This window comes from Microbacterium sp. NRRL B-14842, assembly GCF_050470785.1.
Window position 1 is genome coordinate 1 of sequence record NZ_JBFLUM010000040.1, and the last position, 14,968, is coordinate 14,968.

General features: G+C 70.6%; 9 protein-coding genes and 6 pseudogenes. 8 read left to right on the forward strand and 7 right to left on the reverse strand.

Going from position 1 to position 14,968, the window contains the following annotated elements; translation table 11 throughout:
* From AB1285_RS20690 to AB1285_RS20705, 4 genes and pseudogenes are all read left to right on the forward strand, one after another.
* A partial coding sequence (locus AB1285_RS20690) for a riboflavin synthase (RefSeq protein WP_429977799.1) occupies positions 1–679 on the forward strand: 679 nt, incomplete at its 5' end.
* Positions 676–1,950 (forward strand): annotated as a pseudogene (gene ribA, locus AB1285_RS20695) (GTP cyclohydrolase II). The gene AB1285_RS20690 and the pseudogene ribA, both read left to right, overlap by 4 nt.
* Positions 1,947–2,421: pseudogene (gene ribH, locus AB1285_RS20700) on the forward strand (6,7-dimethyl-8-ribityllumazine synthase). Before ribA ends, ribH begins: the two co-directional pseudogenes overlap by 4 nt.
* Before the next feature lie 85 nt (positions 2,422–2,506).
* Complete coding sequence (locus AB1285_RS20705) at positions 2,507–2,866, forward strand: Fe-S protein (RefSeq protein WP_366236436.1); 360 nt, start codon at positions 2,507–2,509, stop codon at positions 2,864–2,866.
* A gap of 8 nt (positions 2,867–2,874) precedes the next feature.
* Here the strand turns inward: AB1285_RS20705 and AB1285_RS20710 are convergent, their stop codons facing one another.
* Positions 2,875–3,333 carry a GAF domain-containing protein gene (locus AB1285_RS20710; RefSeq protein WP_280567469.1) on the reverse strand — a complete coding sequence of 153 codons (459 nt, stop codon included), beginning with the start codon at positions 3,331–3,333 and terminating at the stop codon, positions 2,875–2,877.
* 41 nt (positions 3,334–3,374) lie between these two features.
* Positions 3,375–3,872, reverse strand: a complete 498-nt coding sequence (locus tag AB1285_RS20715; RefSeq protein ID WP_259952106.1) for a metallophosphoesterase family protein — start codon at positions 3,870–3,872, stop codon at positions 3,375–3,377.
* Positions 3,873–4,016: 144 nt separating this feature from the next.
* Here AB1285_RS20715 and AB1285_RS20720 point away from each other — a divergent pair.
* A pseudogene (locus AB1285_RS20720) lies at positions 4,017–5,477 on the forward strand (MFS transporter).
* Positions 5,478–5,544: 67 nt separating this feature from the next.
* On the opposite strand, the gene AB1285_RS20725 reads toward AB1285_RS20720, so the two are convergent.
* Together AB1285_RS20725 and AB1285_RS20730 are read right to left on the reverse strand one after the other, a co-directional pair.
* The gene (locus tag AB1285_RS20725; RefSeq protein ID WP_370428664.1) at positions 5,545–5,931 is read right to left on the reverse strand and encodes a type II toxin-antitoxin system VapC family toxin; all 387 of its coding nucleotides are present in this window, start codon (positions 5,929–5,931) and stop codon (positions 5,545–5,547) included.
* Complete coding sequence (locus AB1285_RS20730) at positions 5,928–6,179, reverse strand: FitA-like ribbon-helix-helix domain-containing protein (RefSeq protein WP_429977465.1); 252 nt, start codon at positions 6,177–6,179, stop codon at positions 5,928–5,930. Before AB1285_RS20730 ends, AB1285_RS20725 begins: the two co-directional genes overlap by 4 nt.
* 128 nt (positions 6,180–6,307) lie before the next feature.
* On the opposite strand from AB1285_RS20730, the gene AB1285_RS20735 reads away from it, so the two are divergent.
* Positions 6,308–6,514 carry an AsnC family protein gene (locus AB1285_RS20735; RefSeq protein ID WP_187663555.1) on the forward strand — a complete coding sequence of 69 codons (207 nt, stop codon included), beginning with the start codon at positions 6,308–6,310 and terminating at the stop codon, positions 6,512–6,514.
* A gap of 76 nt (positions 6,515–6,590) precedes the next feature.
* Positions 6,591–8,479: pseudogene (locus tag AB1285_RS20740) on the forward strand (ABC transporter ATP-binding protein).
* A gap of 237 nt (positions 8,480–8,716) precedes the next feature.
* Here AB1285_RS20740 and AB1285_RS20745 read toward each other — a convergent pair.
* Positions 8,717–10,580: pseudogene (locus tag AB1285_RS20745) on the reverse strand (phosphoenolpyruvate carboxykinase (GTP)).
* A 109-nt stretch (positions 10,581–10,689) separates the two neighbouring features.
* On the opposite strand from AB1285_RS20745, the gene AB1285_RS20750 reads away from it, so the two are divergent.
* On the forward strand, positions 10,690–12,132 hold the full coding sequence (locus tag AB1285_RS20750) for an XRE family transcriptional regulator (RefSeq protein WP_071328117.1): 1,443 nt from the start codon (positions 10,690–10,692) through the stop codon (positions 12,130–12,132).
* Positions 12,133–12,224: 92 nt separating this feature from the next.
* Here the strand turns inward: AB1285_RS20750 and AB1285_RS20755 are convergent, their stop codons facing one another.
* Both AB1285_RS20755 and AB1285_RS20760 read right to left on the reverse strand, forming a co-directional pair.
* A complete protein-coding gene (locus AB1285_RS20755) occupies positions 12,225–13,094 on the reverse strand; it encodes a winged helix DNA-binding domain-containing protein (protein WP_429977800.1) in 870 nt (289 codons plus the stop codon).
* Positions 13,095–13,373: 279 nt separating this feature from the next.
* Positions 13,374–14,818, reverse strand: a pseudogene (locus AB1285_RS20760) (glyceraldehyde-3-phosphate dehydrogenase).
* Positions 14,819–14,968: the final 150 nt, after the last annotated feature.

Here is a 14,968-nt window from a genome sequence, read left to right on the forward strand (position 1 = left end):
CACCGCCATCGCGGAGTCGGGCGACGGCTGGCGCCTCACGGTGCGCGCCCCGAAGGCCGCTGCCGACGCCGTGCACGGCGAGTCGATCGCGGTCTCCGGCGTCTGCCTGACCGTCGTCGGCTCCACCGCCGAGACCTTCGACGCCGACGTCATGAAGCAGACGCTCGACGTCGCGGCCCTCGGCGCGGCGACCGTCGGCACCAGGGTCAACATCGAGAAGGCGATGCCCGTGGGGGCGCGGCTCGGCGGGCACATCGTGCAGGGCCACGTCGACGGCACCGGCACCGTGCTCGAGGTGCGCCCCGGCGCGCAGTGGAGCGTCCTGCGCATCAGCCTTCCCGACGACCTCGCGCCGCTCGTCGTCGACAAGGGCTCCATCTCCGTCGACGGCACCTCGCTGACGGTGAGCGCAGTGAGCCCTCCGACCCCTTCGACCCCTTCGACAGGCTCAGGGACCCCGGAGGGGCTCAGGAACCCGGGAGGGCTCAGGGACCCAGGAGGGCTCGGGCACCGGGGCGGGCACTGGTTCGAGGTGTCGCTCATCCCGGAGACCCTGGCGGCGACCACCCTCGGCACCCGCGCGGTCGGCGACCGCGTGAACCTCGAGACCGACATCCTCGCGCGGCACGTCGAGCGACTGCTCGCATTCCGCGCCGCACCGGAAGGGGGCTCGCGATGAGCCTGGCAACCATCCCCGAAGCCCTGGAGGCGCTGCGCGCAGGACGCCCCGTGCTCGTGGCCGACGACGAGAATCGGGAGAACGAGGGCGACGTCGTCCTCTCCGCCGAACTCGCCACACCCGAGTGGGTCGCCTGGACCGTGCGCTGGTCCTCCGGGTTCATCTGCGCGCCGATGCCCACCGACCTCGCGGACAGCCTCAACCTCCCGCCGATGGTCGCGGCCAGCGAAGACGCGCGCTCCACCGCCTACACCGTCAGCGTCGACGCCGCGGAAGGGGTGACGACCGGGATCAGCGCCAGCGACCCGCGCCCGCACCCTCAACGTGCTGGCGAACCCCGACTCGACGGCGACGAGCATCATCCGCCCCGGCCATGTGCTCCCGCTCCGGGCCGTGGACGGCGGCGTGCGCGAGCGCAGCGGTCACACCGAGGCCCGCGGTCGAGCTCATGAAGCTCGCCGGCCTCCGGCCCGTCGGCGCGATCGCGGAGGTCGTCGCCGAAGACGGCAGCATGATGCGGCTTCCCGGGCTCCTCGAACTCGGCGCCCGCGACGGCGTGCCGGTCATCACGATCGAGCAGCTCATCGCACACCTCAACGAGATCGACCCGGAGGGGGCGACCCCGGCCGCCCAGCGCGGTCGCCGGGTGAGCCTCCGTGCTGACGCCACCCGTGCCCACCGACCACGGCACGTTCCGCTTCCTGGCCTACAAGGACCGCGTCACCGGCACCGACCACATCGCGGTCGTATCGGGCGAGCCGACCGAGACCGCCCTCGTGCGCGTGCACTCGGAGTGCCTGACCGGCGAGGCGTTCGGGTCCCAGAAGTGCGAGTGCGGCCCGCAGCTGGATGCCGCGCTGGACGCCATCGACCGCGAAGGCGGCATCGTCATCTACATGCGGGGGACACGAGGGCCGGGGCATCGGTCTCATCAACAAGCTGCGCGCCTACAGCCTGCAGGAGGACGGCCTGGACACCGTCGATGCGAACCTGGCACTGGGCCTCCCGGCGGACGCCCGCGACTACGCGGCAGCGGCCGGGATCCTCACCGATCTGGGGGTCTCGAAGGGTCCGTTTGCTCACCAACAACACCGACAAGGTGAACAAGCTGCGTGAGCTCGGCCTCGACGTCGTCGAGCAGGTGCCGCCTGATCGTGGGCGTGGGTCCGAACAACCACCAGTACCTGGAGACCAAGCGCGACCGCATGGGCCACATCATCGGCGAAGCAGAGCTCGCCGAGGCCCTCGCGGCAGGAAAGGACGAGGAATGAGCGGCGCCGGAGCACCCAAGACGGGGAACATCGACGGGGCGAGGGCTGGAGGTCGTCGTGATCGCCGGCACCTGGCACGAGGTGATCTCGAACGGCCTGATCGCCGGCGCCCAGCGGGTGCTCGACGAGGCCGGAGCGACGCATCGCCTGGTGCGGGTGCCCGGCTCGTTCGAGCTCGCCGTGGCCGCGCAGGCCGCCTTCGCGGGCGGTGCGGACGCGGTGGTCGCCCTCGGGGTCATCATCCGCGGCGGCACGCCGCACTTCGAGTACGTCTCGGCCGCGGCGACCGACGGCCTCACCCGTGTCTCCCTCGATGCCGGCAAGCCGGTCGGGTTCGGGCTGCTCACGCTCGACGACGAGAAGCAGGGACTGGACCGCGCAGGCCTGGAGGGCTCGAAGGAGGACAAGGGCGCGGAGGCCGCGGACGCGGCGCTGCGCACCGCCCTCGTGATCCGCGAGCTCCGCGGCTGATTCCCTCCGCCTCGCGCCCGATCGCGGGCGCGAGGTCAGGCGTGCCTTGGTGGCGCGGAATGCCGCGCTCTCGTACGGTGAGGGCATGGAGACCCTGCGCCACATCGTGCTCTTCGTCCACCTCATCGGCTTCGCCCTGCTCTTCGGGGCCTGGGCGGCGCAGGCGTTCGGCGGCAAGCGGGTGTTCACGCGTCTGATGACCATCGGCATGACGATCGCCGCGGTCGCCGGCCTCGCCCTCTCCGCCCCGTGGGGCCTCCCGGAGGGCGTCGAGATGAACTACGCCAAGATCGGCACGAAGCTCGTCATCCTCCTCGTGATCGGCGCCCTGCTCGGCATCGGCACGGCGCGCCAGAAGCGCGACCAGGTCGTGCCGCCCGCGATCTTCTGGCTCGTGGGCATCCTCACGGCCGTGAACGCCGCCATCGCCGCGATCTGGCGCTGACGCGCGGATCAGCGCCGGCTGCGCTCCCAGAGCGCGGATGACTGCTCCCCGGCCCCATCCGTACGGATGCGCTGGCCGTTGCGTCCCCCGCGGGCGAACGTGGCGGTGACGCCCGGCGGGACGTCGGAAGCCGCCACCGGGCTCGACGACCAGGTGCAGGCGCGCACGTGCACGAGGTCTGCCGCCACCGCGGCCGGATCGTCGTCGTAGCGCCACGGTCCCGTCAGCCGCCCGAGCCAGAAGAGTCCGTCGACGTCCCTGGTCCAGACGAGGGTTCCCGTCGGAAGCGCCGCGAAGCGCTCCAGCCGCCGCGCGGCCCGCTCTCCATGGCGGGCGTCGACGGCGGCGAGCGCCGCAGTCAGAGAGCCGGGCGTGCTGTCGAGCCGCCCACCCATGCCGCAGACGCCCTCGGCGAGCGCACGCTCGACCGCGACTCCCGGCGCGACGGCATCGTCGCGAGAGCGCATCGGTGCGCGGTAGGCGAGCGGTTCGCCGGGGCCATCGTCCGTCATGGGAGCGGCACGAGGGTCGCCTCGACATCGCGCCCGTCGACCACGACGCGCATCATCGTGTGCACGGGCTGTCGACGCCGGTCGGTCGGAGAGCCCGGGTTGAGCAGCCGCAGACCGTTCGGCGTGACGGTGTCCCAGGGGATGTGCGAGTGTCCGAAGATCAGCACGTCGACATCGGGGAAGGCGAGATCCATCCGCTTCTCCCGCCCGGTCGCGGCGCCCGTCTCGTGGATGACGGCGACGGCGGTGTCCTCCACGGTGAACCGCGCGATCTCCGGCAGCACCCGGCGGATCTCGGGGCCGTCGTTGTTGCCGTGCACACCGTGGAGCACGCGCGCGCGGGACTGGAGCAGCTCGACGGTGGGGAGATCGACCCAGTCCCCCGCGTGCACGACGACGTCGGCCTCGTCGATGGCCTGCAGCACCGCGTCCGGCAGCCGCTTCGCCCGCTTCGGGACGTGCGTATCGGCGAGGAGCAGCATCCGTGTCGTCATGATCCCCCTCCGGCCGGTCTCCCCCGACTCTACGCGCGGGCACCGACGCCCTCGACCCGGTCCGTCATCAACGTCCAGGGAACTCCCAGGAAGGCGTAGACTCGCCCGAGTCCGTCGGTATACCGGCGGAGGATCGGAGACCCCTTGAGCACCGCCACCACCCCCGCGAACCCCCGCTCGCGCGTCATCACCGCGAGCCTCGTCGGCACCACCATCGAGTTCTACGACTTCTACGTCTATGCGACGGCAGCCGTGCTCGTCTTCCCCACACTCTTCTTCCCGAGCACGAACGACACCGCGTCGCTGCTGTCGTCGTTCGCCGTCTTCGGCGCGGCCATGGTCGCCCGCCCGATCGGCGCCGTCGTCTTCGGGCACTTCGGCGACAAGTTCGGACGCAAGGCGACCCTCGTCGCGTCGCTCCTCACCATGGGCATCGCGACGTTCGTGATCGGTCTCCTGCCCACGTTCCAGCAGATCGGCTGGGTCGCCCCGCTGCTCCTGCTCATCCTCCGTCTCGCCCAGGGCTTCGCGCTGGGCGGCGAGTGGTCGGGCGCCGCGCTCGTGGCCACCGAGAACGCCCCGAAGGCAAGCGTGCCTGGTACGGCTCGTTCCCGCAGCTCGGGGCGCCGCTCGGCTTCATCATCGCGAACGGCATCTTCCTCGCCATCAACTTCGCCCTCCCGCACCCGGAGGACTCGGCGCTGAAGTCGGAGGCCTTCCTCTCCTGGGGCTGGCGCGTGCCGTTCCTGTTCTCCGCCGTCATGGTCATCATCGGTCTGTGGGTGCGGCTCCGCCTCGTCGAGTCGGGACACGTTCAAGAAGGCGGAGAAGACCGGCGCGATCCGCAAGCTCCCGCTCGCGACCGTGTTCCGGCACCACTGGAAGCAGCTCATCCTCGGCACGTTCATCATGCTGGCGACGTACGTGCTGTTCTACCTGATGACGAACTTCACGCTCACCTACGGCACGAAGGCCGCCGACCTCGAGACCGCGTCGGCCGCCGCCCGCGCTGCGGCCGAGGCGACCGGCAAGGACTTCGACCCGAGTGTGTTCGCGGCGCAATTCTACCCGGGCCTCGGCTTCGGCTACACCGACTTCGTACTCATGCAGATCATCGGCGTCGTGTTCTTCGGCATCTTCACGTTGCTGTCCGGACCGATCGCCGACGCCATCGGGCGCCGCAAGCTGCTCCTGTGGGTCACGGGACTCATCGTCGTCTTCGGTCTGTCGTTCAACCTCTTCCTGCTGCCGCAGGCCGACCCGAAGTTCACCGGGGCCCTCACCCAGGCTTTCCTCGTGTTCGGCTTCATGCTCATGGGCACGACGTTCGGGCCGATGGGGGCGCTCCTGCCGGAGCTGTTCCCGACGAACGTGCGTTACTCCGGTTCGGCGATCGCGTACAACGTGTCATCGATCCTCGGTGCGGCCGTGGCGCCGTTCATCGCGGTGGCCCTGTGGGCGGCGGTCGGCGGCGAGCCCTGGCTCGTGGGACTGTACCTGTCGTCGATGGCGGTGCTGACGTTCATCGCGCTCATCTTCACTCCCGAGACGAAGGACCACGACTACGAGGACGACCTCGGTCTCGCCTCCGCCGTCGAGCTCTAGAACCGACCGAACGGAACGGCTGCACTCCCTCGGGGGTGCAGCCGTTCTCGTCTTCCTGGTCAGACGCTCACAGCACCACGACATCGCAGTACCGGGTCGCCGTCTTCGCCAGCCGGCGATCGGCCGTGAGCAGTGGGACGTCGAGGGCCTCCGCGAGCGCGACATAACCGGCGTCGTACGCGGAGACGTCCTCGCGCAGCGACCAGATCCGCGGGATGAGCCGACGCAGCGGATGGCGGGTGATCTGCAGCGCCGCGAACGCCTCGAGGGCCTCACGAGCAGCATGCGCCGGCACCGAATTCCGCATCGTGAGGCGTCGGAGCACGGAGAGGACCTCGATGTCGAGGCCCGCGTGCGCATGGAACCCCTCGCCGTGCGTCCAGACCTCCTCGCCGAGCAGCGCCTCGATCGCGGCCGAGGCATCGAGCACGACCGCGTCGGCCGTCCTGCTCACGTCTGGTCCTCTCCCTCGCGCTCGTCCCGTTCACGATCGCGGGCGGCGAGGATGCTCTCGCGCGTCAGGGAGATACCGGCCGCGCGCGCCCGGGACCGCGACGCCTCGAGGATCTCGGCATTGCTGCGGTAGCGGACGAGGTCTTCCAACTCGCGCGCTACGTAGTCCGACAGGCTCATGCGCTCCGCCGCGGCACGCTCCTTGAGCCGGGCATGCACGTCGTCGGGCAGATTCCTCACTTGCAGCATGCGAGCCATCCTGTCAGCATCGCATGCGCCACACATGCGGACAAGGGCGCCCCTGTGGACAACGCGCACGTCAACACTTCTTGACACCGTCCCAAGCGTCAACGAACATTGACGCGAAGGAGGTCTCCATGTCTCACCCCACCACCATCGCCGCGGCCGAGGGCGGCGAACCCCTCGCCGAGCTCCACCGCCTGGCGGCGCTACGCAAGGAGCTCGCGCGCGCCGAAGAGGCCCAGGTCCGTCGCGCTCGCACGAGCGGCTACTCGTGGCAGGCGATCGCGAGCGCCCTCGGCGTCACCAAGCAGGCGGCACATCGCCGTTTCGGTCGCACCTGAGCCCATACAGCCACCCCATAGGAAATGACCGCGCCCCGAGTACGGTCGAAGTACCATCTCCAGATCGAGGTCCCCCATGTCCCGCACGGCGACAGCACGCCGACGCGGACGGGGCGCACCGGCCGACGTGCCGCGCGCCACCTTCCGCCAGCTCCTCCCCCTTCCTCTTCGAGCACAAGCGCACCCTCGTCGTCGTCGCCGTCCTCAGCGTGTTCGGCGCCGCGACCTCGCTCGTGCAGCCCCTCCTCGTCGGACAGGTCATCGAGGCCGTGCAATCCGACGGCACGATCGGCGTCCTCGTGTGGCTGCTCGTCGGTTTCGTGATCGTGTCGTCGATCATCTCCGGGTTCCAGCACTATCTGCTGCAGCGCACCGGCACCGCGGTCGTCTACTCCAGCCGCCGCAAGCTCATCGCCCGCATCCTGCACCTGCCGACGTCCGAGTTCGACGCACGGCGCACCGGCGATCTCGTCTCCCGCGTCGGCACCGACACCACGCTCCTCTACGCCGTCCTCACGCAGGGGCTCGCCGACGCCGTCGGCAACGTCGTGCTCTTCGCGGGCGCGCTCATCGCGATGCTGCTCATCGACCCCGTTCTGCTCCTGCTCATCGTCCTGGTCATCGGCGTCTCCGTCGTGGTCGTCGTCGCCCTCAGCGGCCGGATCCGGACGGCGTCCACGGCCCAGCAGGAGAAGGTCGGCGAGCTGGCCTCGGGCGTGGAGCGGGCCGTCGGCTCCATCCGCACCATCCGCGCCTCCGGTGCGACCGAACGCGAGACCGCGGCGGTGACGGAGCGGGCCTCCGAGGCGTACGGCATCGGCGTGCGCATCGCGAAGATCTCCTCGCTCGTGGTGCCCGTCGCCGGCATCGCCCTTCAGCTCTCCCTGCTCGTCGTGCTCGGCGTGGGCGGCTTCCGCGTCGCGGCCGGAGCCATCTCGATCGCGGCCCTCATCTCGTTCGTGATGTTCCTCTTCCTGCTGGTGATGCCCCTCGCCTCGACGTTCGGCGCGATCACCTCCGTCAACCAGGCCCTCGGCGCGCTCGGCCGCATCCAGGAGGTGCTCGACCTGCCCACCGAGACCCAGGACGACGCGGCCACCGCCGCGGCGCTGCCCCGCGAGGAGGAACCGGCTCCGGACGCCCCCGCTCTGGAGTTCCGCGACGTGCGCTTCCGCTACCCGGAGAACGTCGTCGCCGCCCGCCGTGCCGCCGCGAGGGAGGCGCAGACCCTGCTCGCCGATGCGCACCTGGAGCAGACCGAGGCCGCACCCGACCCCCAGGACCACGAGGTGCTCCGCGGGGTGTCGTTCGCGGTCCCTCGTGGGGCACGCGTGGCGCTGGTCGGTCCGAGCGGAGCGGGGAAGAGCACGATCCTCTCCCTCATCGAGCGCTTCTACGACCCGACAGGCGGATCCATCCGGTTGAAGGGGCACGACACGCGCACCTATCCGCGGGACGAGCTCCGCGCCCACTTCGGCTACGTCGAGCAGGACGCCCCGACGCTGGCCGGCACCCTCGCCGAGAACCTGCGGCTCGCGTCACCGACGGCCACGGACGAGGACTGCGCCCGCGTGCTCCGCGCCGTGAACCTCGGCGACGTGCTCCAACGGAACCCGCTCGGCGTCGACGCTCCCGTCGGCGAGGACGGCGTGATGCTCTCCGGCGGCGAGCGGCAGCGACTCGCGATCGCCAGGGCGCTCCTCACCGACGCCCCGATCCTGCTGCTGGACGAGTCGACCTCCTCGCTCGACGGCTGTGAACGAGCAGCGCATGCGCGAGGCCATCGATGCGGTCGCCACAGACCGCACGCTCGTCGTGATCGCCCATCGTCTGTCCACCGTCGTCGACAGCGACCTCATCGTCGTGCTGCAGGACGGCGTGGTCGTGGGACAGGGCACCCACGCCGAGCTCGTGGAGTCGACCCCGCTCTACCGCGACCTCGCCCGCCACCAGCTCCTCGCCTAGCTCCCTGTCCCCCCTGTACACCGCCGAGACCCCGGCTTTCTGCCGAGACCCCGCCTTCCGCACGAATGCGGGGCGGGGTCTCGACGCGAAACCGGGGTCTGGGGAGTGGGTGCCACGAAGGCGGGGCGTCGGAGACCACTCAGCCATGGGTTCGTCTCTGATGCCCCGCCTTCGCGGGTAGGGCTCGACCCGGAGGCCGAGGGTGCCGGCTCCCCCGAACCGGCACCGGTCTGGGGGCTACGCCTTCGCGAGGCGGTAGCGCAGCGACGCGAGCTCCGTGCGGAGGGCCGCGGGCACCCGGTCGCCGAAGGTGTCGTAGAACTCCTCCGTGAGGTCGGCCTCGGCCTTCCACGCCTCGGGGTCGACGGAGAAGAGCTCGTCGAGGTCTTCCGCAGGGATGTCGAGCCCGTCGAGGTTGAGGTCCTCCACGCGCGGCAGGCGTCCGATGGGGCTGTCCACCGCCGGCACGTCACCGGCCACGCGGCGGATGATCCAGTCGACGACGCGGGAGTTGTCGCCGAACCCGGGCCAGAGGAACCGGCCGTCCGCTCCGCGACGGAACCAGTTCACCTGGAAGATGCGCGGCGCGCGGTCGAAGCGCAGGCCCCGGCCGACCTTGAGCCAGTGACCGAAGTAGTCGGCCATGTTGTAGCCGCAGAACGGCAGCATCGCGAACGGGTCGCGGCGCAGCTCGCCGACCGTGCCCTCGGCCGCCGCCGTGCGCTCGGAGGAGATGTTCGAGCCGAGGAAGACGCCGTGCGTCCAGTCGGTGGCCTCGACTACGAGCGGCACGTTGCTCGCGCGGCGTCCGCCGAAGAGGATGACGTCGAGCGGCACGGCCTCCTCCCAGTCCTCGGAGATCTGCGGGCACTGAGCCGCCGACACCGTGAAGCGCGAGTTGGGGGTGCGCCGCGGGACGACCGGAGTCGGGCGTCCAGTCGTTGCCCTCCCAGTCGATGAGGTTCGCGGGCGCCTCGTCGGTCAGGCCCTCCCACCACACGTCGCCGTCGGGGCGGAGCGCGACGTTGGTGAAGATCGTGTTGCCCCACAGCGTCTCGACCGCGGTGACGTTGGTCGACTCACCCGTTCCGGGCGCGACGCCGAAGAAGCCGGCCTCGGGGTTGATGGCCCACAGGCGGCCGTCCTCGCCGGGACGGATCCAGGCGATGTCGTCGCCGAGGGTCTCGACCTTCCAGCCCGGGATCGTCGGGCGGAGCATCGCGAGGTTCGTCTTGCCGCAGGCCGAAGGGAAGGCCGCAGCCACGTGGTAGGCCTTGCCCTGCGGGTCGATCACGCGGATGAGGAGCATGTGCTCGGCGAGCCAGCCCTCATCACGCGCGATCACCGAGGCGATGCGCAGCGCGAAGCACTTCTTCGCCAGGATGGCGTTGCCACCGTAGCCCGAGCCGTACGAGTAGACCTCGAGCGTCTCCGGGAAGTGCACGATGTACTTGTCGTCGTTGCAGGGCCACTCGACGTCCGGTTCGCCGGCCTCCAGCGGAGCACCGACGGAGTGCACCGTCTTGACCCACGGCGCGCCCTCGGCGATCTGGCGGGTGACCTCGTCGCCCACGCGGGTCATGATGCCGATCGATGCGACGGCGTAGGCGCTGTCGGTGATCTGCACGCCGATGTGCGACAGGGGTCCGCCGACGCGACCCATCGAGAACGGCACGACGTACATCGTGCGGCCGCGCATCGAGCCCTCGAAGATCTCGTCCATCTTCGCGTGCATCTCTTCCGGGTCGGCCCAGTTGTTGGTGGGCCCGGCGTCCTCCTCGCGCTCCGAGGCGATGAAGGTGCGGGCTTCGGTGCGGGCGACGTCGCTGGGGTGCGAGCGCGCCAGGTACGAGCCGGGGCGCCACTCGGGGTTCAGCTTGATGAGCTTGCCCTCGTCGACGAGTCCGCGCAGCAGCCAGTCGTTCTCGGCGCGCGAGCCGTCCACCCAGTGCACGGCGTCCGGCTGCGTGAGCGCGCGGATCTCTTCCACCCAGGCGGCGAGCTCGGCCATTGCGGGGGTGTCGTAGGAAGGGGCGGTGCCGAACGTGCGCGTCGGGGCGACAGGGGACGTGCGAGGGGTGAGGACTTCGGCCATGGCCATGACTGCTCCTTCGAAGTGTGGGGCGTTGCTTCCATCTTCTTCGCCCTTGACGCGGACTTTCGGCCAAACCGAACGATAAGAATCGCTGTTCTTTCGCTAGACTCAAACAATGGCGTCCTCCGGCATCCACCTCACGACCCTCGGCCACCGCATCCGGCACCGCCGCCTGGAGAAGGGGTACACCCTCGACGAGCTCGGCGCCCTCGTCGGCGTCGCCGGCTCCCAGCTCAGCCTCATCGAGAACGGCAAGCGCGAGCCCAAGCTCTCCCTCCTCCAGGCGATCGCCCAGGCCACCGGCACCGAAGTGACCGACCTCATCTCCGGCGAGCCGCCGAACCGGCGTGCCGCTCTGGAGATCGAGCTGGAGCGGGCCCAGGAGAGCCCGGTGTTCCGTCAGCTCGGTGTCTCCCCGGTCCGCGTCACGAAGGGCATGAGCGACGAGACCATCGAGTCCATCCTCGGCCTCCACCGCGAGCTGCAGCGCCGCGAGCGCGAGGCCATCGCCACCCCGGAGGAGGCCCGCCGCGCCAACACGGAGCTGCGACTGCGGATGCGCGCGCAGAACAACTACCTCCCGGACATCGAGAAGCTCGCGGAGAAGCAGCTCAAGGCCGCCGGCCATTCGCAGGGCGCTCTGACCCACCGCACCGTGAGCATCATGGCCGAGAAGCTCGGCTTCGAACTCATCTACGTCAACGATCTGCCGCACTCGACGCGCTCGGTCACCGATCTCGAGAACGGCCGCATCTACCTGCCCCCCGCCTCGATCCCCGGTGGACACGGCCTGCGGTCGATGGCACTGCAGGCCATGGCGCATCGACTGCTCGGGCACACCCCGCCGACGGACTACGCCGACTTCCTGCAGCAGCGGTTGGAGATCAACTACTTCGCCGCGTGCTGCCTGATGCCGGAGACCGCCGCGGTGGCCTTCCTGCAGCAGGCGAAGAAGGACCGCAACCTCGCGGTGGAGGACTTCCGCGACGGGTTCGGCGTGACGCACGAAGCGGCCGGCATGCGCATGACGAACCTGCTCACGCAGCACCTCGGCATGTCGCTGCACTTCCTGCGCGTCGACTCGACCGGAGCCATCACTCGCGTCTACGAGAACGACGACCTGCCCCTGCCGATGGACGTGACGGGAGCGGTGGAGGGGCAGCGCGTGTGCCGGAAGTTCCAGGCCCGCTCCGCCTTCACGGAGCAGAACCGCACCGTCGAGCACCACCAGTACACGGACACCCCGTCCGGCACGTTCTGGTGCTCCACGCAGACCGGGTCGTCGAGCGAGGGCGAGTTCTCCGTCACGGTCGGCGTGCCGTTCGACGACGCCCGGTGGTGGCGGGGACGCGAGACGAACGACAGGGCGGTGTCGACCTGCCCCGACGAGGCGTGCTGCCGCCGCCCGTCGGCCGAGCTCACGGAGCGCTGGAAGGGACGGGCGTGGCCGAGCGCCCGCGTGCACACCCACATGTTCTCGCCGCTCCCCCGCGGCATGTTCCCCGGCGTGGACGACAACGAGGTCTACAACTTCCTCGGCCGCCACGCGAGTGAGTGACCCGCCGACCCACCCCCTTGCGTCCACCCCGGCCCGTTACGCGCTGCCGTAGGGGGCCGGGAGGCACGGAAAGGGGTGGGTCGACGAGGGGCTCAGGCGATGAAGGCCGCGAAGCGGGCGAGTGCGGCGGTGACGGCGGCGGGGTCCTCGGGGGGCTCGAAGAGAGTCGGAGGGGTGGTGTGCGCGGCGGCGGCGTGGGTCCAGCAGCCGATCACGCGGCCGTGCTCCACCACGGTCGCCCGGACCATCCCGTTCTTCCCCGGCCCGACGGCGGCGAGGTATTCCGGAGCGCACACGACGGTGCGGTCGGCATAAGAGATGTAGTACTCGTCGAAGGCACCGAGGGCGAACACGGACGGCCGGCCCGCCGCGCGCCGGGGCGGGGTGCTCCCGACGAAGACCCCCTCCTCGACCTCGGTCACCCGGGGTGCCGCCCGCTCCGCCGCCTCCCGGGACCGCCCGAGCGTCAGCCCCGACCACCACGCGAAGTCCGCGACCCCGGCGGGCCCGTGCCCCTCGACATAGCGGACGAACAGCTCGGCCAGCGGGTCGTCCGGGCGGGCGTGGTCGCGGATGTGGTCCGCCGCGAGCACGAACCGCTGCTCCCGCGTGATGCCCTCCCGCGGCACGACCGGCCCCTGCACGAGCACGCCGGAGACTGTCATCGCGAACAGCAGGTGGATGCCGCGCTGCCCCGAGGGGTCGATGCCGATGCCCTCGAGCACCGCGAAGATCTCGCTCCGGGTGAGGCCGCCGTCACGGAGCCGCGGCGTGAGCTCCCGGACGACCGCGTCGATCATGGCGTCGTCGATGCCGAGCTGCCGCTGTCGGGAGGCCGCCTGCTGCTGCTGTCGCGCGGCCGTGACCTCCAGCACCCACCCGAGATCCCGCGCGGGGATCGTGTGGAGCGTCCCCCGCATGGTCCAGGCCCCGGACGAGGTCCCCGCGGTCGAACGCGGCATCGACGTCGCGGAGGCGTACGTCGCCCTTCGTCCGCACAGCCAGCGCCCACCGTCCGGCCGTGAAGTCCTGGCTCTGCACCGCGAGCAGCCGCGCCGCCGCCCCCGCCACGTCCCGCCTCCGGCGCCGTCAGCCCCTGCCACCGCAGCCGCTCCTCCCGCCACTGTGAGGTCTTCATGCCCCTCATCATGCCGCGACCCCACCCCCTTTCGCGTGCCCCGGCCCGTGCGTGCGGACGCAGGGGCCGGGTCGAGCGGAAGGGGGTGGGTCGACGGGAGAGGTCAGAGGGTGACTTCGCGGCGGGTGGGGAGGACGACGGGGTGCGAACCCGCCATGGTCTCCAGCACCCGGATGACCTGGCAGGAGTATCCGAACTCGTTGTCGTACCAGACGTAGAGGATGAGGGTGTCCTCGTCGGCGATCGTGGCCAGACCGTCGACGATGCCGGCGCGGTGCGAGCCGACGAAGTCCGTCGAGACCACCTCGGGGCTCTCCACGTAGTCAATCTGCTGACGGAGCTTCGAGTGCAGCGAGACACGACGCAGGTAGTCGTTGACCTGATCCTTGGTGGCGGGGCGCTCCAGCGTGAGGTGCAGGACCGCGAGCGAGACATCCGGCGTGGGGACGCGGATCGCGCTGCCCGTGAGCCGTCCCTCGAGCTGGGGCAGGGCCTTGGCCACGGCCTTCGCCGCGCCGGTCTCGGTGATCACCATGTTCAGCACGGCGGAGCGGCCGCGACGGTCGCCCTTGTGGAAGTTGTCGATGAGGTTCTGGTCGTTCGTGAACGAGTGCACGGTCTCGACGTGGCCTTTCACCACACCGAAGGCCTCGTCGATCGCGGCGAGCACCGGGGTGATGGCGTTGGTCGTGCACGACGCCGCGGAGACGATGCGGTCCTCGTCGGTGATCGTGTCGTCATTGATGCCCTGCACGATGTTCTTCAGCGGGCCCTTACCGGGGGCGGTCAGCAGCACGCGGGCGACGCCCTTCGCACGGAGGTGCTGGGAGAGTCCGGCCTCGTCGCGCCAGCGGCCCGTGTTGTCGACGACGATCGCGTCATCGATGCCGTAGGCGGTGTAGTCGACCGCCGCCGGGTCGTCGGAGTAGATGACCTGGATGCGCGTGCCGTTCGCGATGATCTGCTCGGCCTCTTCATCCACCGTGACCGAGCCCGCGAAGCGGCCGTGCACCGAGTCGCGCAGCAGCAGCGACGCGCGCTTGACGAGGTCGTTCTCGGAGCCGCGGCGCACGACGATGGCGCGGAGCCGGAGTCCGCTCCCGCCGCCGGTGTGCGCGATGAGGATGCGGGCCAGCAGCCGGCCGATGCGCCCGAAGCCGTAGAGCACCACGTCGGTCGGCGGCGCCGGGACCGCGCCGACGGCCGGGGCCAGGGTCTCGGCCAGGTACTCCTCCAGCGGGCGGCCGCTCTCCGCATGCCCCTCCACGAGGCGGGCCACGTCGATCGACGAGGCGCCGGGGGCGAGAGCGTGGATGCCTTCGAGCACCGCCAGGCTGTCCTCGACCTCGAGGCGCTCGTGGCCGAGCTGGGCCACGCGCTCGTGCACCCTCGACGAGGCCGGTGGCCGAGAGGGCCGAGCAGGCGGTGGCCGTGCAGCGAGGTGACCACGTCGCGCTCGCGCTTGAGAGCCCCGATGAGCGGGATCATCCGCTCCGCCAGCTCTTCGCTCGCCGTCCATTCGTCGCGGTGTGCCGCGGAATCGTTCATCTGCGTCCTTGCATGTGTGAGCGCGCGCCGAGGTCGCCGGCGCGCGCGAGGTTGCCGGGGTGTTCGGGGGATGACTCCAGGGTACAAGCCGCGGAACCGCGCGCGCGAATCGGTCGGCGCGGGACATCCGAGTGCGCGAGTTTTACGTCT